This window comes from Ruegeria sp. AK4 (assembly GCF_056541025.1).
The window spans coordinates 254,563-273,075 of sequence record NZ_JBQFXS010000004.1 but is presented as its reverse complement, the minus strand read 5'-3'; the positions used below and the strand labels follow the sequence as shown (position 1 = coordinate 273,075).

Annotated in this window: 18 protein-coding genes; 4 read left to right on the top strand and 14 right to left on the bottom strand. The window is 59.8% G+C overall.

Translation table 11 applies throughout. The features are described 5' to 3' along the window. On the bottom strand, positions 1-834 hold the full coding sequence (locus ACR0EZ_RS10280; protein WP_480612676.1) for a LysR family transcriptional regulator: 834 nt from the start codon (positions 832-834) through the stop codon (positions 1-3). A gap of 101 nt (positions 835-935) precedes the next feature. Here ACR0EZ_RS10280 and ACR0EZ_RS10275 point away from each other — a divergent pair, with 101 nt between their 5' ends. Next, entirely contained in the window at positions 936-1,526 is a 591-nt protein-coding gene (locus tag ACR0EZ_RS10275) for an HD domain-containing protein (RefSeq protein WP_480612674.1), read from the top strand. Here the strand turns inward: ACR0EZ_RS10275 and speB are convergent. From speB to ACR0EZ_RS10225, 10 genes are all read right to left on the bottom strand, one after another. Beyond that, positions 1,523-2,365 (bottom strand): agmatinase, encoded by an 843-nt coding sequence (gene speB, locus ACR0EZ_RS10270; RefSeq protein ID WP_480612672.1) that lies wholly within the window; start codon positions 2,363-2,365, stop codon positions 1,523-1,525. The genes ACR0EZ_RS10275 and speB overlap by 4 nt on opposite strands. Beyond that, the gene (gene nspC, locus ACR0EZ_RS10265) at positions 2,362-3,531 is read right to left on the bottom strand and encodes a carboxynorspermidine decarboxylase (RefSeq protein WP_480612670.1); all 1,170 of its coding nucleotides are present in this window, start codon (positions 3,529-3,531) and stop codon (positions 2,362-2,364) included. Before nspC ends, speB begins: the two co-directional genes overlap by 4 nt. An 81-nt stretch (positions 3,532-3,612) precedes the next feature. Further along, the gene (locus tag ACR0EZ_RS10260) at positions 3,613-4,824 is read right to left on the bottom strand and encodes a saccharopine dehydrogenase family protein (RefSeq protein ID WP_480612668.1); all 1,212 of its coding nucleotides are present in this window, start codon (positions 4,822-4,824) and stop codon (positions 3,613-3,615) included. 14 nt (positions 4,825-4,838) lie between these two features. Beyond that, positions 4,839-6,728 carry a biosynthetic arginine decarboxylase gene (gene speA / locus ACR0EZ_RS10255; protein WP_480612666.1) on the bottom strand — a complete coding sequence of 630 codons (1,890 nt, stop codon included), beginning with the start codon at positions 6,726-6,728 and terminating at the stop codon, positions 4,839-4,841. Between the two features lie 101 nt (positions 6,729-6,829). After that, on the bottom strand, positions 6,830-7,915 hold the full coding sequence (locus ACR0EZ_RS10250) for a DUF1513 domain-containing protein (protein ID WP_480612664.1): 1,086 nt from the start codon (positions 7,913-7,915) through the stop codon (positions 6,830-6,832). 3 nt (positions 7,916-7,918) lie between these two features. Then, positions 7,919-8,929 carry an imelysin family protein gene (locus ACR0EZ_RS10245; protein WP_480612662.1) on the bottom strand — a complete coding sequence of 337 codons (1,011 nt, stop codon included), beginning with the start codon at positions 8,927-8,929 and terminating at the stop codon, positions 7,919-7,921. A gap of 3 nt (positions 8,930-8,932) precedes the next feature. Further along, positions 8,933-10,468, bottom strand: a complete 1,536-nt coding sequence (locus ACR0EZ_RS10240; RefSeq protein WP_480612660.1) for a di-heme oxidoreductase family protein — start codon at positions 10,466-10,468, stop codon at positions 8,933-8,935. Further along, positions 10,440-10,925: a bacterioferritin gene (gene bfr / locus ACR0EZ_RS10235; protein ID WP_480612658.1), complete on the bottom strand. Its 486-nt coding sequence runs from the start codon at positions 10,923-10,925 to the stop codon at positions 10,440-10,442. Before bfr ends, ACR0EZ_RS10240 begins: the two co-directional genes overlap by 29 nt. Beyond that, the gene (locus tag ACR0EZ_RS10230) at positions 10,873-11,166 is read right to left on the bottom strand and encodes a (2Fe-2S)-binding protein (protein ID WP_480612656.1); all 294 of its coding nucleotides are present in this window, start codon (positions 11,164-11,166) and stop codon (positions 10,873-10,875) included. Before ACR0EZ_RS10230 ends, bfr begins: the two co-directional genes overlap by 53 nt. 135 nt (positions 11,167-11,301) lie before the next feature. Next, entirely contained in the window at positions 11,302-12,573 is a 1,272-nt protein-coding gene (locus ACR0EZ_RS10225) for an imelysin family protein (protein WP_480612654.1), read from the bottom strand. A 239-nt stretch (positions 12,574-12,812) separates the two neighbouring features. On the opposite strand from ACR0EZ_RS10225, the gene ACR0EZ_RS10220 reads away from it, so the two are divergent. The 3 genes from ACR0EZ_RS10220 (at position 12,813) to ACR0EZ_RS10210 (ending at position 15,808) form a co-directional block, all read left to right on the top strand. Beyond that, positions 12,813-13,370, top strand: a complete 558-nt coding sequence (locus ACR0EZ_RS10220; protein WP_480612652.1) for a ZrgA family zinc uptake protein — start codon at positions 12,813-12,815, stop codon at positions 13,368-13,370. Between the two features lie 174 nt (positions 13,371-13,544). Beyond that, positions 13,545-15,293, top strand: coding sequence for a tetratricopeptide repeat protein (locus ACR0EZ_RS10215; protein ID WP_480612650.1), 1,749 nt, complete (start codon positions 13,545-13,547; stop codon positions 15,291-15,293). After that, the gene (locus ACR0EZ_RS10210; protein ID WP_480612648.1) at positions 15,290-15,808 is read left to right on the top strand and encodes a GNAT family N-acetyltransferase; all 519 of its coding nucleotides are present in this window, start codon (positions 15,290-15,292) and stop codon (positions 15,806-15,808) included. Before ACR0EZ_RS10215 ends, ACR0EZ_RS10210 begins: the two co-directional genes overlap by 4 nt. Here ACR0EZ_RS10210 and ACR0EZ_RS10205 read toward each other — a convergent pair. The 3 genes from ACR0EZ_RS10205 to ACR0EZ_RS10195 all read right to left on the bottom strand — a co-directional run bounded on the left by ACR0EZ_RS10205 (position 15,802) and on the right by ACR0EZ_RS10195 (position 18,493). Next, positions 15,802-16,335, bottom strand: coding sequence for a hypothetical protein (locus tag ACR0EZ_RS10205; protein WP_480612646.1), 534 nt, complete (start codon positions 16,333-16,335; stop codon positions 15,802-15,804). The genes ACR0EZ_RS10210 and ACR0EZ_RS10205 overlap by 7 nt on opposite strands. A 51-nt stretch (positions 16,336-16,386) precedes the next feature. Beyond that, positions 16,387-17,046 (bottom strand): hypothetical protein, encoded by a 660-nt coding sequence (locus ACR0EZ_RS10200; RefSeq protein ID WP_480612644.1) that lies wholly within the window; start codon positions 17,044-17,046, stop codon positions 16,387-16,389. Between the two features lie 109 nt (positions 17,047-17,155). Further along, positions 17,156-18,493: a gluzincin family metallopeptidase gene (locus ACR0EZ_RS10195; RefSeq protein WP_480612642.1), complete on the bottom strand. Its 1,338-nt coding sequence runs from the start codon at positions 18,491-18,493 to the stop codon at positions 17,156-17,158. Positions 18,494-18,513 lie beyond the last annotated feature (20 nt).

Sequence of the window (18,513 nt, the reverse complement as noted above, 5' to 3'; positions counted from 1 at the left end):
TCACCCGCGCAACTGGGTCAGGCAGGTCAGGATGTTGGCAAACTCCTCGCTGTCCTTTCGCACCACCAGATACAGCGGCAGCATCAGATCCCGCGCGCCGTCCAGACGCATCAGACTGCCCTCAGCCAGATGGCTGGCGATGACGTAATCCGGAAAATACCCGCATCCGCCACGTTTCAGCACATAGCGCAACGCCATCATGCAATTGCCCAGAAAGATCGTCTGTCCTGCCGCCCGCCGCGCCGTCGAGCGCACGTGATCCTGATAGACGTCGCCAAGCTCCAGATTGACAAACAGCGGGGCGTCTTCTGCGGTGCCGCCATCGGGCGTTCCGACAAGCGACAGGCGTTCCGGGGCAAGCTCATGACAGATCACCCGGCGGTCGGACGGTTTTTCGTGGGTCAGGGCGGCGTCCAGAACATGGGTCGCCACGGCCTCGGTCATGTTCAGGTCGTGGTCATAGTTCAGCGTCAGCAGCAGCTTGCCGAATTGCTGCTCGAAGCGCACCGCAAGATCGACCAGCAGCGGGTCCCAGATGCTAAGCTGCGCGCCCAGCCGCAGGGCGAGGCGGTCTTGCGTCTGCGCAGGCAGGTCGGTCGAGGCAAAGGACCACAGCGACAGCATCTGTTCCGCATAGGGTTTGAACTGCCGCCCGAACTCGGTCAGCGCCGTTCCGCCGGCCCCGCGGGTGAACAATTGCTTGCCGGTCTCGTCCTCGATCAGCCGAATGCGGGCGCTGACGGCGGTTTGGGTGACGTTGAGCTTCCGCGCGGCGGCGTGGAACCCGCCCGTATCAGCAACGCAGAGAAAGGTTTCAAGGGCTTTGATTTGCATGTCGAAAGTATTTTTTGATCGACCTGATAAAATCAATTCATTTTTTTGATTTAGCTATTTGCGGTATCCTGATTGCGGGAACCAGACCAAAGGACGCAGCCATGCTGGACAAAAGCCACAAGCCGACCTGGACCAGTTTTGAAGAGGCCACCAAAGCTGACTGGGACGCGGTGATGGAGTATGAAGAGGCGTACAATGCCGCCCTGCCAGACCGGATTCTGGACGCGATCCGCTCGCTGGATGAGGACTGGACGCCCTATCCGGTGAACCGCTACCAGCACAGCCTGCAGGCCGCGACCCGCGCCTATGAGGATGGTGCGGATGAGGAACTGGTCGTCGCAGCGCTGATCCACGACACCGGCGATATCCTGTCGCCCTACAATCACGGCGAGTTGTCAGCGGCGATGATGAAGCCCTATGTCAGCGAGAAAACCCATTGGATTCTCAAGCACCACTGCGTGTTCCAGGGCTACTACTACAACCACCACCTTGGCGGCGACCGCAACGCCCGCGACAAGTACCGCGACAGCCCCTATTGGGAGGACTGCCGCTATTTCTGCCATGAATACGATCAAAAGGCGTTCGACCCGGACTATCCGACCAAGCCGTTGGAGTTCTTCGAGCCCATGCTGCGCCGCGTCCTGAACAAGGGCGAGGGGCATATGGAGTTGAACGAAACAGCCGAGGGTTAACAGGCCGCCATTAGGCGATAGACGATCTGGGCGGCGGTGAAATCCCACGCTGCATTGCCGTCCGGGGCCAGTTCCACCACGTCAAAGCCCACGCACTTGCGGTGTTTCAGCGCGTGTTCCACCAGCCTCAAAGCCTGATAATAGCCAAGCCCGCCGGGGACCGGTGTGCCGGTGGCGGGCATCTGTGACGGGTCTAGCCCGTCCACATCGAAGCTGACATAGACCAGTTCCGGAAAATCCTCGGGCAGGTCGACGGCGTGAATATTGCCTGTGACCAGTTCCTCGGCATCCACGTGGAAGACGTGGTTTTTCAGGCGGCTCTTGGCCTCTTCGGTGGAAAAGGCACGGACGCCGAATTGGGCCAGACGGATGCCCTCTTCGGCCAGCAGATGCATGACCGAGGCGTGGGAGTGTTTTTCGCCCTGATAGGCGTTGCGCAGGTCGGCGTGGGCGTCGATCTGCACGATGCCGACGGGCTGGTTCAGTGCGCGGGCCACGCCCATCACCGCGCCGTAGCTGAGCGAGTGTTCGCCGCCCAGCGTCACCGGCACCTTGCCCGCCTTCACGGCTGCCTCGGTGCGTTGGGCGAGACGTTCCATGATCTCGGGCAGCGCGGCGTCGCAGTCCAAAGGAGGTTCCGTGTGGATGCCTTCAACGCAGGGTTCGGCATGGCCGATGATCCGTTCCAACTCGTTGCTGGCTTCGATAATGGCCTCGGGGCCTTTGGCGGTGCCAGAGCCGTAAGACACGGTGCGCTCCAGCGGCACCGGGATCACGCGGAACCGGGCGTTTTCGGTGCGTTCAAACGCGGTCAGTTCGCTGTTGAGGAAAATGCTCATGAGAGGCGGTCCTTGAAGTCGTCGTAGCCGAACTGTCTGATGATCTTCAGTTCGTCCGTTTCGCTGTTCCACAGGGCGATGGCGGGCAGGGGCACGCCGTTGAACGTGTTGGTCTTGACCATCGAATAATGCGCCTGATCGAGGAAGGCAAAGCGCTGCCCGATTTCCAGCGGTTTGTCCCACGTGTAATCGCCGATCACGTCACCGGCCAGACAGGAGGGGCCGCCCAGACGGTAGGTATGGCCCGCCTCGGCCTCGTCCATCAGGGCGGGGCGGTAGGGGGCTTCGATCACGTCGGGCATGTGGCAGGTGGCCGAGATATCGGTGATCGCAAGGTTCATGTCATTGGTCGGCAGGTCGAGGATTTCTCCGACCAGAATCCCTGCGTCCAGCGCCACGGCCTCGCCGGGTTCGAGATAGATATCGACATTGTGTTCGGCGCGGATGGATTTGATGAAGGCGACCAGCCCCTCGCGGTCATAGTCATCGCGGGTGATATGGTGCCCGCCGCCGAAGTTGAGCCATTTGAGTTTGTTCAGGAACGGCTTGAGCTTCGGTTCGACGGCGGCCCACGTGCGTTGCAAGGGCTCGAACCCCTGTTCGCAGAGCGTATGCATATGTAGTCCGTCCACGCCGTGTAGCGTGTCTTCCGTCAGTTGGCTTACAGGTGTGCCCAGCCGCGAGCAAGGGGCGCAGGGGTCGTATTTGGGGATCTCGCCCTCGGAATGTTCCGGGTTGATGCGCAGGCCGACCTGCACTTTGGCGGCCTGGGCCTTGGCCAGAAACCGGTCCTTTTGCGCGGGCGAGTTGAAGATGATGTGGTCGGACAGGGACAGGATTTCGTCGATATCGGCGTCTTTGTATCCGGCGCAGAAGGTCGCGACCTCACCGCCATATTCCTCGCGGCCCAGACGCGCCTCATAGATGCCGGATGCGCAGGTGCCGCCGAGGTGTTGGCGCACCAGAGGGGCCAGCGAGAACATCGAAAACGCCTTGAGCGCGCTGAGCACATGGGCACCGGACCGGGTGCCGATGTCAGTGAGGATGGACAGGTTGCGTTCGACGGCCTTCTCGTCGACCACGAAGCAGGGGGTGGGAACGCGGCTGAAGTCGAACTTGCGGAAGGCTCCGGCATCTCCGGCCTGTGTGGTCATCATGTCGGACATAACCGGCGTCTCCTTAAGTGGAGAGGCCGGGGGCGCTGCCCCCGGACCCCCGGGATATTTATAGCCAGATGAAGCTGCGGATCAGAATTCGACGGAGCCGTCGAGTTCGTGGACCTGCCATGGCAGGCCATGGGTGTTCAGCATGTCCATGAAGTCGTCCGGGTCGAGCTGTTCCATGTTCCACACACCGGGCTCGGTCCAGTTGCCTTTCAGCACCTGCGCCGCGCCGATCATCGCGGGGACGCCGGTTGTGTAGCTGACGGCCTGGCTGCCGACCTCGGCATAGCATTCCTCGTGGTCGCAGATGTTGTAGATGTAATAGGTCTTCTCGCCAGAACCGTCCTTGGCTTGACCCGTGGCGATATCGCCGATGCAAGCTTTGCCCTTGGTTTCCGCGCCCAGATCGCCGGGATCGGGCAGCAGGGTTTTCAGGAACTGGATCGGGATGATTTCCTTGCCGTCATGCATCACCGGGTCGATGCGGGTCATGCCGACATTTTCCAGCACTTTGGCGTGGGTGATGTAGGCATCGCCGAAGGTCATCCAGAAGCGGGCGCGCTCGATCTCGGGGAAATGGGTTGAGAGCGATTCCAGTTCCTCATGATACATCAGGTACATGTTCTTGGGGCCGATGGCGGGGAAGTCGAACTCGACCTTGTGGGTCATAGCGGGGGAGTGTTTCCATTCGCCGCCTTCCCAATGGCGCACCTCGGCCAGTACTTCGCGCAGGTTGATCTCGGGGTTGAAGTTGGTGGCGAATTCCTGATCGTTGCTGCCGCCATTGGCGTCCAGCACGTCGATCTGGCGGATCGTGTCCAGCTTGTGTTTCTTCAGCCATTTGGCAAAGACGGATGTCACACCCGGATCGAAGCCCGAGCCGAGGATGGCAGTAAGGCCAGCCTCTTTGAACCGTTCCTGATAGGCCCATTGCCAGTGGTATTCGAACTTGGCCTCATCCTCGGGCTCATAGTTCGCGGTGTCGAGGTAGTGGATACCGGCCTCAAGACACGCATCCATCAGCACCAGATCCTGATAGGGCAGGGCGAGGTTCACGAGGATTTCGGCCCCGGTTTCCTTGATCAGCTTGACCGTGTCTTCGACCTTGTAGGCGTCGAGTTCGGCGGTTTTGATATCGACGCCCACACGCTCTTTCACCGCTTTGGCGATGGCGTCGCATTTCGATTTCGTACGGCTGGCCAGAGTGATTTCGGTGAAGATTTCCGAATTCATCGCCATCTTGTGCACGGCGGCGTGGGATACGCCGCCTGCGCCGACAACCAGTGTTTTGCTCATGGTGTGTCTCCTTTTTATTCGTAATAGGTGTAGCCGTTGATCGAGTCGCGATAGGCGCCCATCAGGGTTTTGCGGTCCTTGGCTTGCAGAGTACCGGTCGAGATCGCCTCGTCCACCATTTTGCGGAAGGCGGCGACGCAGTCTTGCGGGTCAAACTCGACATAAGACAGAACCTGGCTGATCGTGTCGCCCTCTTGCTCGTGCAGCAGGTCAAAGCCGCCATCGGCGCGCAGGTCGATAGTGACGACATTTGTATCGCCGAACAGGTTGTGCAGGTCGCCCAGTGTTTCCTGATAGGCGCCGACGAAGAAGACGCCCATGAAATATTCGGTGTCCTCGGGCAGCGAATGCACCGGCAGGCTGGGCGAGACGCCATCGGCCAGAATGAAGCGGTCGATCTTGCCGTCGCTGTCGCAGGTGATGTCGGACAGAACGGCGCGGCGGTCAGGCGCCGTGTTCAGGCCCTGCAAGGGTACGATCGGGTGTAACTGGTCGATGGCCCAGACATCCGGCAGGGATTGGAACAGCGAGAAGTTACAGTGGTAGATATCGGCCACTTTCTCAAGCTGCTCGTCCACATCCGTTTCCAGATCATCGCTGGCAGCAAGTGCCTTGAGGCGGGCGATCAGCGACAGGTAGATGCGTTCGGCGCGGGCCATCTGGCGCAGGTCGACATAGCCGCGTCTGAACAGCGCGCGCAATTCGTTGCGGTAGAAGGTGGCGTCGTTCCAGCATTCCTGCAGTCGGTCGCTGGATAGGTATCCGTTGATCGCCGCGAGGTCCGAGACAAGATGGTGGTCATCCGCTTCGACCTCGGGACCGGTGGGCGCATCGTAGAGCGTGCTTTCCAGCACGTTGAACACCAGCATCGAGGATGTCGCCACCACCGCGCGGCCGCTTTCGGTGACCAGCGTGGGATGGGCGATCTCGGCCTCGTCCATGGCATAGGCGACGGTCTCGACGACGTTGGCGCAGTATTCCTCGACCGTGTAGTTGATCGAGTTCTCGGCGGCCTTTTTCTCGCCGGTATAGTCCACGCCCATGCCGCCGCCGAGGTCCAGATGGGTCAGCGGCACGCCTTCGCGGGTCAGTTCGGTGAAGTACCGGCAAGCCTCACCCACCGCGCGGCGCACATCGTTGACGTCCTGCACCTGAGAACCCAGATGCGAGTGCTGCAGCCTCAGGCAATGCAGCAGACCCGCCGCCTTCAGCTTGTCCACCGTGGCCACCAGCTGATCGGTGTTCATGCCAAAGGCCGAGCGGTCGCCCGAGCTTTCTTCCCATTTGCCGCTGATTTGGTTGGTCAGTTTGACCCGCACACCGATCAGGGGCTCGATGCCCAGTTCTTTGTAGACCTCGATCACCGTGTCGGCCTCTTTCGGGCTTTCCAGAACGATGACCGTGTTGAACCCGATCTTGCGGGACAGGATCGCAAGTTGGATGAACTCGGCATCCTTGACGCCGTTGCAGACGATCAGTGCTTCGGGGGCCAGACGATGGGCCAGCGCCACGACCAGTTCGGGCTTGGACCCGGCCTCGAGCCCATAGTTGTATTTCTTGCCGAACTCGACGATCCGGTCCACGACCTGCGCCTGCTGGTTCACCTTGATCGGGAAGACGCCGCGATAACGGCCTTTGTAGCCGGTGCGCGCGATGGCATCGAGGAAGCTTTCGTTCAGATGCGCGATCTCGTGTTCCAGATAAGACGTCACGCGCAGCACCATCGGCGATTTGATGCCGCGTTCGTCCAGATCGCTGAGAATGCCGGGCAGGCTGATCGCCGCCGTATCCGGCGCCATCGGGTTACGCAGACCGATCTCGCCCGCCTCTGTCACCTCGATGAGGCCTTTGCCCCATTTCTCAACCCCGTAGATGGAATGCGGTGCGTCGGGCGTCTGTTTCAATCAAGTCTGTCCTTAACTCTGGGGTGCCGGTTTCGCGCCCGCCAATACGGCAGCAGTTTGATTCTTCCAAGTGTAAACTATGTGACAGTGAAATCCGAATTTTACACCGGACGCCGGATCGGGATCAGGTGGTTGTCCCATTGGCACTCGGCGCGGGTTCGGATTTCGGTACGCGCATGGTCCAACCTGCCAAAAACGCCGGTTCCCGTGGTAAAGACCAGCCCGTTTGTGCCCGAGCCGAGGCCGCAGACATCTTCCAAATCGTGGGCGGACAGGAACGCGCGGCTGGCCACATCGAACCGGTGCAGCGCATTGCCGCGCGGGCAGGTGATGGCGATTGTCTCGCCATCGGCAGAAAACGCGATACTGCCAGCATAGCCCTGAAGCACGTTCTGTTCTGCCTCGGGTGCGGCCAGCAAGGTCGGGGCTTCACCACGACAATGCAATCCCAAAAGCGGAGGGTGCTCTGCCGTGCTGCCCTGCCATTGCATTGCAAAGCCCACCAACCCGTCACCGCGTACCGCCAGATGGCGGATCGAATTCTTGTGCATCGCGTGAGGCAGTTCCACCTGCTCGAGCACGGTGCCGGACAGATCGACATAGCTCAGGTTCGGGCGCATCGTTGGCAGGTTCAGCTTGGTGCGGCCACTGTCGGGGTGGGTCTCGATGCCGCCATTGGCGATCACCAGCGTCTGACCATCGGGCATCAGGCCGACGTCATGGGGACCGATGCCGCCGGATGCAAACTCGCCCAAACGCTCAAAACTCTCCGCGTCCCAGATGCTGATCAGGCCTAGTCCAGCCTCATAATTGTTTTCGGTTGCATAGAACCGGGAGCCGTCCGCCGAGAATGTACCGTGGCCGTAGAAATGCCGCCCGGAAGGGGCCTGAAGCCGTGCCTGTTCTGTGCCGCTGCCACAGTCGATCACGAGGGCATAGGTGCCTGGGCGGCGGGCAAAGGCGACGGCTTGCGCCCGGAACGGATGGGCAGCGGCGGCATGTCCGCGCGAGGGTAACGGCAGGGCGAACAGGATATCCCCCTGCGCGTCCAGCCCGGCCAGCCGGTATGTCCCGTCGGGGAACAGGGCTGCGGCCAGAAACGCAGGCCCACCCACGGATGCCCAGCCCCGTAAGGGTGCCAGCGATGAGGCGGCAAGACCCGCCAGAAAACTGCGGCGGCTGGTCATGGGTCAGTCCCCATCCAGCGAGTTGAAGCCCGCGCTGATCCCCAAGGTCGGGCCAAGTTCGGTTGCGGTGATCGCGCGGATATCGTTGATCTGCTGCTGAAGCGCCTCGATGCGAATGCGACTTTGCGGGGAGGCGACCCCGGCCAAAGCCGGATCATCGATGGACCGGGCGCTGTCGATTGCACGCCCGAAACCCGCATCCAGATCGGCCGCGATATCCGGGTGATCTGCGGATAGCCGCGCGGCCAGATCGCGCAGCGCGATCAGCGACAATTCCACATGGCGCAGCGCGCGTTCGGACCGCCGCGCCTCGGCCCGGTTCGGGCGGGGGCGGTCGAAGGTTCCCAACGGGCGGCCCAGACGTGTATCGGCGGTAAATTCAAGACCGGTGGACAGGGCCCTGAACAGTTCCTGCATGGCCTCGTCCTGTGTGCGATAGGGGCTGTCTGCGCCCGGTTGCACAAGGGCAGGGGCGTAGATGTGCCAATCAGAGAGCATGTCATCTGCATTGTGGTCGACATCGGTGGCAATCGCCCCGATCAGCGCGCAGCGATACGCGGCGCTGCCGAGATCCGCAAAGGCCGGGTCGAACAGCATCCGTTCCAGCGCAAAAAACCCGCGCCCCGCGATTGAGGTCTGCGCAAAGGCCTGTGGGTCTTCGACCGCCCGATCCTCGGCGGCGATAAGCTGTGACAGGGCTTTCGGCGTGAACCCCTTGGTGTCGGGCCAGAAAGCCAGGGCAAAGGCGCGGTCCTCGGCCTCGGTCGGGCCAAACCTGAGGTGGCTGGCGGCAATCCACGCGTCAAAGGCGGTGCCATAGGCAGCGCGGAGTGTATCTGACCCTGCCGTGCAATCGGTTTCAGCCGCAGTCATCAGGCTTTCGGTCGCCTGCGCCAGGTTTTCGAAACGGGGCAGGATATGGGCCTGGGTCACGTCCGTCAGAATTGCGGTGCGATCCTGCGCCTGTGCGGCGAGTGGCAGGAAAAGAGCGGTGAGAAAGGCAAAAGGGCGCATCGGCTACAGGCTTTCCAGAAATCGGATCAGGGCATCACGGTCGGTTTTGGGCATGGAAACGACCGTATCGCGCGCGGGCTGGGCCTCGCCCCCGTGCCACAGGATCGCCTCGAGCAGGTTGCGCGCGCGTCCGTCATGCAGAAACTGGGTGTGGCCCGAGACACGCTCGGTCAGGCCAACGCCCCACAGCGGCGGCGTGCGCCATTCCCGACCGGTTGCGCGGGCCTCGGGGCGGTTGTCGGCCAGACCCTCGCCCATGTCATGCAGCAGCAGGTCGGTATAAGGCCAGATCAGTTGGAAACTGTGCTCGGGCCGATCCTCCATGCGGTGGGTGACATGGGAAGGTGTGTGGCACGCGGCGCAGCCGGTGGTGTGAAAGACCTCTTTGCCGCGCAGCACCTGTGGGTCACCCACATCCCGACGACCGGGCACGCCCAGATTGCGGCTGTAAAAGGCCACAAGGTCCATGCCGATCTGGTCGATCTCGAATGCGCGCACATCGTTGTCGCCATGGGGGGCCTTCACGCAATTGACCTGATTGTCGGTGCAATCCCCATGCGGTGCCGGATACAGCGGGCTGGAGATGCCGATGTCGCCGGCAAAGGCCGCCGCAGACTGTTCCATGATCGTCGGCATGCCGGCCTTATGGCCGAAGCGACCCATCATCGGTTCGCCATATTCAATCGACCATACAATGTTGGGCCGCCCGGAAATGCCATCACCATCCGCATCATCGGGGTCGGCACGTGCCAGCAAATCCTCGACCGGAATCGCCTCAAGCAGGCCAAGTCCGATCATCTGCGGCGCGACCCGGGGGCTGAGCATGGCGTCCGGGTGCAGTGGCCCATAGCCCAGATCGGCAGCCTCATAGGTCGGGCGGCGCAGGGATGCGGTTTCGCCCTCTGACAGGTGAATGGTCAGTTCTTCGTATGTGATGCCCAGCCGGTATTCCGCCGGATGTCCGGCCAGCGCGAAATCCTGCATCTGGCCGCCGTAGTTGGGCTCGGGCAGGGTGGCGATGTAATCGGCGATTTCTGCGGGCCCGTCCTCGGGCCGACCGGGGATGGACACCCGCAGGAACATGGAAATGGCGTTGTCATCCGGCCCGTTCGGCGTGTGGCCGCGTCCGTCCTTGATATGGCACCGCTGGCAGGACCGCGCATTGTACAACGGGCCCAAACCGTCCGACGCCAATGTCGAAGACGGGGACGATACCCAGATTTTCTTGAACAATCCGTTGCCGACCTTGAAATCCAGCTCCTGCTCGAAGCTCAGATTGCCGGACGGTTGCGAAAACGCATCCGCGTCATTGCGCGCGCGGACGGTGGCGGCCCCGGCGGTCAGTTCCTCAAAGGGTTGCGGTGCGGCGAAATCCTGCGGCGGGGCGGTAACTGCTGCAATACGGGCGCGTTCGTCATCGGTGCGGGGAGGGTAGTTCAGGTGCAGATCCTGCAGCTCGGCTGACGGGGACGGGGTGGCCGCAAAAGCGGCCACCGTGAGGGCGAAGAACCTAGTCGTCTTCGTCCATTTTCGATGCATTGAGTTGCACATAATTGGCTTCGCCGATCCTTTCATACAGGTCGAGCTGCGTTTCGAGGAAGTCGATATGATCCTCTTCATCGGACATCAACTTCTCAAACAAACCCATCGAGACAAAGTCGCCCGCCTCGCGGCAATATTCGCGGGCTTCCTTGTACAGCGCCCGGGCGTCGATCTCGGCCGCTAGGTCACATTCCAGCGTTTCCTTGGGCGTCTGGCCAATGCGCAGCGGGTCCAGTTTCTGCAGATTGGGATGGCCTTCCAGAAAGATGATCCGTTCGATCAGCTTATCCGCGTGCTCCATCTCTTCGATGGATTCCTCGCGGCTTTTCTTGGCCATGTGACCAAGGCCCCAATCCTCTTGCAACCGATAGTGCAGCCAGTACTGGCTGACCGCTGTCAGTTCATGCCGCAGGGATTTGTTGAGATATTCGATGACCTTCGGGTCGCCCTTCATCTGACTTCTCCTGTGTTACTCCGCCGCGTAATGCACGGAGTTGCATTGGGACTTCCAGATTATCGGAACCCCGCATCGTGTCTAGGAAAAGAGGCATGCACCCGCCGCAATCCGCCGATTTTCCAAGGGCATGATAGATTTTGCCGGGGGTGATGACGGCATAAGGATCAGATGCCCGCATCCAGTCAATCGCGGCGCGAATTTCGTGGTCCGAGATGTTTGTGCAGTGGCAGACGATCATGGTTGTTTGACCATATTTCGGATTTCTTACTTATTTAGTATGATATTTGCCGCAGAACCGGTTCCGGATGCAACCGTTTCCGACCAAAAAGGCCAGAGGCATGTTGTCGCGCATGCCTCTGGCCGGGGTCAGATGTTACTGAAACACCGCATTCGGGTTGTCCAGGCTGTCAGAGCCTTCGAATTCGATCTGGTCCAGTTCCAGCGCTGTCACGATGCGCTCGATGGTCTTGGTCTGGTCGATCAGGCCATTGACGCCGCCCATGATCAGCAACTCGCCGCCTTCGTTGCCGCGTTCCAGCATCTGGTCATAGGCAAACCCGGCTTCGGCGGTCGATTTCAGACGGCCCAGAGCCTGCATGGTGTTGGCCAGCTTCACCTTCATTTCGGCATCCAGCGCGGGGTCGGTTGCAATGACCAGATCCGCCAACGATGCGCCCGAAACCGGGGTGCCGTCGATGCGGGTATAGCTGCCCAGATACACGTTCTGGATGCCCAGCCCGTCGTAGTAATGCGAGTTGTGGGTGTTGTCCGAGAAGCAATCATGCTCTTCTTCAGGGTCGTTCAGCATCAGGCCAAGACGCATCCGCTCGCCGGCCTGTTCGCCATAAGACAACGAGCCCATGCCGGTCAGGATGGCGCTGACGCCCGCATCCTCGTTTTCGGTCAGCGCGGCGCGCGCGGCACCCCCTTGTTTCCACTGCCCGGCCATCCATTCAAGGTCGCTGACCAGCAGGTCGGTTGCGGCGCTCAGATACTGCGCGCGACGGTCGCATTGGCCGCCGGTGCAGGCGTCGCCCGACGCATAGTCGGTCGCAGGGCGGTTGCCCGCGCCCGCGCCGTGGCCGTTCATGTCCTGACCCCACAGCAGGAATTCGATGGCGTGATAGCCGGTTGCCACATTGGCCTCGATCCCGTCCGCTTCGTGCAGGGTTTCGCTGAGCAGTTCAGGGGTGATTTCGCTGGCGTCGATGGTTTCGCCCGACAGATCGAAGCTGGGGTTGGCAATGACGTTCAGGACGGCGAACTCGTTTTCATCGGTCGCACCGCCATAGGCGGCATCGACATAGTCGATCAGGCCTTCGTCCAGCGGCCATGCGTTCACCTTGCCTTCCCAGTCATCGACGATGGCGTTGCCGAAACGGTAAACCTCGGTCTGCTGATAGGGCACGCGCGCGGCAATCCAGGCGGCGCGGGCGGCGTTGAGGGTGGCATCGGACGGGTCCGCAATCAGAGCGTTGACGGCGGCCTGCAGGGATTGCGCGGCAATCAGACTGTCTTCGAACTTGGCTTCGGCGATATTGGCGTAGGTCTCAAGCACATCGGACTTTGCGGGCGCATCGGCAGCCAGGGCAGTGGTGGCAATGCACAGGGTCAATGTGCTGGCGGCGGTAAATAGCTTGGTCATGGAACGCAAATCTCTCTTGTCTGGATGGGGGTCTGAGCCCCGGTGTTCATGCACGCCATTAGCTGAGCGAATTACTCAACAATGTCAACCTGAGTTTTATTGTCAGAAATTACGATTTCCCGCCCCCGCTGAATCTGGCTAGGCATATTCCGCCGGTGCCGCAGAACTGGGCAAAGTTGCACGACTATCGAATCGGTCTAGACTGATATCGGTGATTCGATTTGGGTGGTAACGCGTTAATGAGGACAGTTTTTCTTGCTTTGGCCCTGTGTGCTTCGGCCTTTGCCGTTCAGGCCACGCAAGCGGAATCGCAGCATCAGCACGGAACCGGCACGCTTGATGTCACCTTTTCCGGGGCTGAATACGCATTGTCCCTGGTTGTTCCGGGGTTTGATGTCGTCGGGTTCGAGCACGCTGCCGCCAATGACGACGACCGGGCATCGGTCGCGGTTGCCATCTCGGACCTTTCGAAACCGCTGGAGTTGTTTCTGGTGCCTGAGCAGGCCGGATGTTTTACCAAGTCCGCGAATGTGACCTTGGTCGCTGACAACTCTGCCGGTGATACTGTATCAACCACGCAACAGAGTGATCCGGAGACTTCGGCGCATTCGGAATTTCAGGCAGAATACGTGATCCAATGTCAGGATATCGGCGCGCTGGACACAATTGAATTTGCTTATTTCGATCGATTTGAACGTGCGAAAAAATTGGATGTAAAGGTGGAACGGGCTGGCGATGAACAAAGGTTCGAAATGACACGGGAACAGCGGTTACTGGACGTATCGGCACTGCGCTGAACGAACGAATGCCGTAGACCTTTTGGGGTTGTTAACTAAGCATAAAACCCTGTTTCGATCCGAAACGCGACGTCGGTTCCGTCTGCTCAAGTAAACAGTTCGCAAGCCCGGGCAGACATGGTAGCGTCTGTGCCGACGGAAAAACCCGTTCTTAATTCAGGACGAGACGGTGAAATGGTTGGTGAAGGTACAAAAACAGTAACGGCGTTGTTCGCGGATATCTGTGGTTACACGACCATCATCGAACGCGACGAAGCCAGGGCCGTACAGCGCACCCAGCGCGCGATCGAACTGATCTCTTCCCTGATTGTGGATTACGGAGGGTCGGTCGAGCATATCGCCGGCGACGGCGTGCTGGCCTTTTTTGAAAGCGCAGATGACGCGCTGAATCTGGCCGTGTCGGTGCAGCGGGAAATGAGCAATGACAGCGTCTGGAACTCGGGCGAGTCGCCGATTGCCTTCCGGATCGGGCTGAGCTTTGGCGATCTGCTGCAAACGCGCAACGGCTTGCTGGGCCATCAACTGAACATCGCCGCGCGGCTGCAAAGCCTGGCACCGCCGGGTGGCATTCTGATCAGCGAAGATGTGAAGGCGCAGATCACGGACAGCACGGATGTCCGTCTGCAGCCGCTTGGGAAAAAGAAACTCAAGAACCTCAGGCAATTCGTGAATGTCTTCGAGGTCATGCTGGACGCGCCTGCCGCGTCATCCGGCATTCGCCTGCGCGAGTTGCAGAGAAATTCGCCGCCGCCCTCGCCAAACTCGGTTGCCGTACTGGATCTCGAAAACACCTCGGGTGATACGGCGAATATCCATCTCTGTTCGGGGATCACGGCGGACATCATCTCGAACCTGACCCGGTTTCATGACCTGCACGTCATTGCGCACCGGTCGTCTTCGATGTTCGACCAGTCGATGCAGACCACGTCTGAGATCGCCGACAGCCTGGGCGTCACCTATCTGATCGCGGGCAACCTGCTGCGCAGCGACCGGCGCATCATGGTCCATGTCGAGCTTTTGGATGCCACCACTGGCCAGTCGCTGTGGGGCGAGCGGTTTGACGGCGTGATCGAGGACGTGTTCTCGATCCGCACGGAACTGACCTCGCTTATTGCCGCGCGCCTGTCTCAGGAGGTTACAAGCGCCGAGATACGCCGCTCGGTCAGCGCGGGCGAGGATCAGTTGCAGGCCTATGGCCTGTTGTTGCGCGGGCGATCGGTTTATGGCAGGCCGTCGCGTCTTAACAATGTCCATGCGCGCGGGCTGTTCGAACAGGCGCGCAAGGCCGATCCGACCTTTTCCCGCAGCTATGTCGGCATTTCACGGACATTGAACGACGCCTGGCGTTTTCACTGGGTCGATCCGCCGGACGCGGCATTGCGGGATGCGCTGGCAGAGGCCGAACGTGCCGTGAAACTGGACCAGACCGACGCAAGGGGGCACGCCGCTGTGGGCAGCGCGCTAATTTACCTGCGCGAATACGACCAGTCGCTTGGTGCCTACGAGCGCGCCATCAAACTGAACCCCAACGATGCCGATGTGCTGGCCGAGATGGGGCATTCGGTCAGCGTCTGCGGCAACCCGGATCGTGCCATTGAACTGATCAAAAAGGCGATGTCGCTGAACCCGCATTATCCGGACTGGTATCTGTGGCATCTGGGTGAGGCGCATTTCGACAAATCCGACTATGCCGAGGCGATCCGCATTCTTAGCCAGATGAGCGACCGGACCGAGGCGCACCGGATGCTGACCGCAAGCTACGCGCTGATGGGTGAGAACCAGCTTGCGATGCGCTCGGCGCGCGAATTGCTGGCCAGCCACCCCGAATTTTCAATAGAACACTGGAGCAAGGTCCCGCCGGACAAAAACCCCGAACCCAGAGAGCGCCTTATGGCCGGGCTGAAACTGGCGGGGCTGAAATGAAGATACCCATTCACGCCCAGCCGTTTTCGCTGGCGGTCAACAGCCGCCCGTCCCGCGTTGATCTGCGCCCGGGCGTCCCGGCTGACCGCGCGTTTTGTCACCAGTTGTATCTGGCCTGCATGAAGCCGCTGCTGACCACGCTGGGCGTATGGGATGCCGATCGGGTCGATGCGACATTCGACAGGTATTTCGACGCCGAGGAAATCTGCGTCACGCGGCTGGATTGCACCGATATCGGGTATCTGCAGGTCACGATTTCGGATGGCGCGATGAATCTGGATCAGTTCCACATTCTTGCGCAGTACCAGCGCCGGGGCATTGGCACACGCCTGCTGCGCAACGTAATCGCCGAAGCCCGAGCGCGCGGGCTTCCGTTACGGCTGGACCTGATCAAGGGAAACCCGGCGCGGAGCCTGTATACCCGCGAGGGATTTGAGATCACCCATTCGGATGAGACGAAGCATTATATGACTTTAGGCGTCAAAAAAACCGGCGAACAAGGGGCTGGTCAGTAGTTGCCAGATGAATCGGTGACTACGAAATGAAGCGCCTCAGCTCTGGGGTGTGTGGAATCGTCCTGATCGACCCGGAGTATTATCTGTTGGCCGACCGTTATGAAATTCCGCGCGTCGTCAGGGTCATCGGGCACTACTTCCAACTTGTTGTTCACCCGAATTTCGAGGTCCAACCTGCTGCCCTCGACTTCAACACCTACGACTTCTAGAAAGGGGTAGACGGCACTATCTTCCTTTGTGAGAAGATGCACGGTTGTTGTCACATCCTGAGATGCATTGAATATTCCATGGACAGGGACATTTTCATATCGTGGCCTGCTATCGCTAACCGACTTCCGCAGAATTTCCAGATTGTCCTCGGCCCGCTTGGGTTTGATTTGTACTGGGTCATCATTTTCAGTTGCGCTAATGGCAACCTGCACCAATTGGCGCAACACAGGCAAAGCTTCTTTGCCCAAGGCGTTTGCCTCAGAAACTTTTTCGCATAGGTTTTTCATTTCGCGAATAACTTCGTCGTAGTCACTCATTTCACATCCAACCTGTTTTCGAAGTTGAAGAAAATTTGACAGTCTCAGGTGCTAATCGTTGTTTCCACCGTATGCTTTCCCGCCGCTATAAGCCTTGCCACCGCTATAGGCTTTCCCGCCGCTATAGGCCTTGCCGCCGCTGTAAGCTTTGCCGCCACTATAGGCCTTGCCGCCGCTGTAAGCCTTGCCACCGCTATAGGCCGGGTCACTCACTTCTGTTGCGAGCAGAATATCTTCCAGCGGGCCGGTACTCGGGTCAAATCGGATCGAGTAGTCGCCTTTGTCAAAGGCCCACGCCCTCATGTCATCGGCGAACGACCAACCGCGCGCTTCAAGGCCGGTTCGGTCAAGGTTGCCCGGAGTGCGTGCAAATCGGGTCTCAAGATCCCCTTTAGGTCCCTCGACGAGCGTTCCGTCACCGTGCACCAAAAAGATCTGAGGCCGCGCAAGTTCATAGATATGGGATTCATAGCTATAGCAATAAATTCTCGCGAATTGTGCGATGCGCTCGTCATTCTCTGCATACCGGAACAATTGTCGTAGCAGGAAACTATTGCCGCCCAGAGTGGGTGGTTCACCAAAGGCATCGCTGTCGCCCGGGTGTTGTTCCTTGTCTTCTACGGGTCTGTCTCTGGTGATCTCAAACTTGAGGTCCGAAACAACCCGGCCAAACAGGACGACTTTGGAAAGACTAAGTAAGCTCTCGGTCATTGTGATAACCCCCCATTATCAATTTGAAATAATTGTAACCTTGCGAACAGTGGCGACAGCCTGAGGCAGTTTTGATTCATAAACAAGGTTTTCCTTCATTTTCGCCCCTTTAGCCGCCGCGTGCGAGCATATAGCGGGTTCGGTAGGGTGTGCATTTGTGCGGCCGAAACGATGTATTTTCAGGCACATAGGTTCGGTCGGAAAACGCGTGGCTTTCTTCGTCCGGCGGGGTCTGCCTTGGGCCGGCGGATACGATGCCGATTCCGCGCCGGGCCATGTTAACTTCGATGATTCGGCCAAAACGGCCACCGGTCAGCGTTTCATCCGCACCCGTCATAACGTGCCGGAAGTCCGCGTAAGTCGGAACTGCCGGCAGGCGCACCCATGTCAGGGCCAGGACGTGCCCCAGATAATCCCGGGCGCGGTCCAGAGCATCGGCAAAACCCTCGGGCGATTGGGCGTAGCTGGCATCGAACATGGGCTGCAGGATCTCGTGGTAACCGGGATCGTCCTCAAGCCGGTCGGACAGATCCTCGAGCTCGTCGCTCATCAGACCCGCGGCAAGCAGTTCCTCGTGAAACACATCGACGAGAATGTCGAAAAACGCCGCTGTCAGGGGTTGCGAGAGGTCATGTTCGCTGGTCCAGCCCTGCTCGAACTGCCACATGTTTGAATCGTTCGACACCAGACGCAGCTGTTCGAAATCCGAAACCTCGGCAAAGCGGTTGAGCTGGTTGAAGGAATAGAGGTTGCCTTTGCTCTTTTCCAACAGGTCGTCGCGCGCGGATTCGAAATGCATCAGCGCAATCAGCGACACCATGTCCGCCGCGGATTCGTGGAACCCGAACTGTTCGCCATCCATATCCGCCGTGTCAGGCATGCCGACGGCGCTGTAGACGATCAGGTGCCCAAGCTCATGCGCGATCACATCGAAGCTGAGCGCGAAATCCATCAGGTCGCCGTTCTTGCGCTTGTAGGACCCCAGTTCGATCGAGCCGAACCCGGCATAGGCATTGTCGAAGTTCTCCAGCAGAATGATCTCCAACTGGTCGTAATCCGCGCGGAAATGAAACGGAATCTGTCCGCCGAAATAGTCCTCCCAGATGTCCAGCGTGAAGCGGACGCAGCCAAAGGCGTGGGCCTGTTCGAATTCGCGGGTGTGAAAGTCGATATGATCGAAATGCCCCTGTTCGTCCGGCAGGGCGGGTGGATGTCTTTGGCCGTCCCAGGGGGGCTTGAAATGATCCGGCATCCCGTTCGGGCCAGGATAGAAGCCATAAGGAAGTTCCTTGCCGATGGGATCCACCACATAGAGCCGGTCATCCGCTGGACCCGGCCCGACCGAGCCTGCGGGCGAAGACACCCAGACCGTTTCGGCGAACCGCCCCTCTTGCGTGGTGGGCAGTTGCGGAAACAGCAGGAAACGCGTGCCGGGATGGTGATCCATTCAATTCAGCCCCTCAATAG

Coding starts and splice junctions, on each gene's coding strand:
- ACR0EZ_RS10200 (WP_480612644.1), bottom strand. CDS start 17,046: ATGACCGAGAGCTTACTTAGTCTTTCCAAAGTCGTCCTGTTTGGCCGG.
- ACR0EZ_RS10245 (WP_480612662.1), bottom strand. CDS start 8,929: ATGCGCCCTTTTGCCTTTCTCACCGCTCTTTTCCTGCCACTCGCCGCA.
- ACR0EZ_RS10250 (WP_480612664.1), bottom strand. CDS start 7,915: ATGACCAGCCGCCGCAGTTTTCTGGCGGGTCTTGCCGCCTCATCGCTG.
- speB (WP_480612672.1), bottom strand. CDS start 2,365: ATGAGCATTTTCCTCAACAGCGAACTGACCGCGTTTGAACGCACCGAA.
- nspC (WP_480612670.1), bottom strand. CDS start 3,531: ATGTCCGACATGATGACCACACAGGCCGGAGATGCCGGAGCCTTCCGC.
- ACR0EZ_RS10205 (WP_480612646.1), bottom strand. CDS start 16,335: ATGAGTGACTACGACGAAGTTATTCGCGAAATGAAAAACCTATGCGAA.
- ACR0EZ_RS10195 (WP_480612642.1), bottom strand. CDS start 18,493: ATGGATCACCATCCCGGCACGCGTTTCCTGCTGTTTCCGCAACTGCCC.
- ACR0EZ_RS10240 (WP_480612660.1), bottom strand. CDS start 10,468: ATGCATCGAAAATGGACGAAGACGACTAGGTTCTTCGCCCTCACGGTG.
- ACR0EZ_RS10225 (WP_480612654.1), bottom strand. CDS start 12,573: ATGACCAAGCTATTTACCGCCGCCAGCACATTGACCCTGTGCATTGCC.
- ACR0EZ_RS10215 (WP_480612650.1), top strand. CDS start 13,545: ATGGTTGGTGAAGGTACAAAAACAGTAACGGCGTTGTTCGCGGATATC.
- ACR0EZ_RS10260 (WP_480612668.1), bottom strand. CDS start 4,824: ATGAGCAAAACACTGGTTGTCGGCGCAGGCGGCGTATCCCACGCCGCC.
- ACR0EZ_RS10275 (WP_480612674.1), top strand. CDS start 936: ATGCTGGACAAAAGCCACAAGCCGACCTGGACCAGTTTTGAAGAGGCC.
- ACR0EZ_RS10230 (WP_480612656.1), bottom strand. CDS start 11,166: ATGATCGTCTGCCACTGCACAAACATCTCGGACCACGAAATTCGCGCC.
- ACR0EZ_RS10210 (WP_480612648.1), top strand. CDS start 15,290: ATGAAGATACCCATTCACGCCCAGCCGTTTTCGCTGGCGGTCAACAGC.
- ACR0EZ_RS10220 (WP_480612652.1), top strand. CDS start 12,813: ATGAGGACAGTTTTTCTTGCTTTGGCCCTGTGTGCTTCGGCCTTTGCC.
- ACR0EZ_RS10280 (WP_480612676.1), bottom strand. CDS start 834: ATGCAAATCAAAGCCCTTGAAACCTTTCTCTGCGTTGCTGATACGGGC.
- bfr (WP_480612658.1), bottom strand. CDS start 10,925: ATGAAGGGCGACCCGAAGGTCATCGAATATCTCAACAAATCCCTGCGG.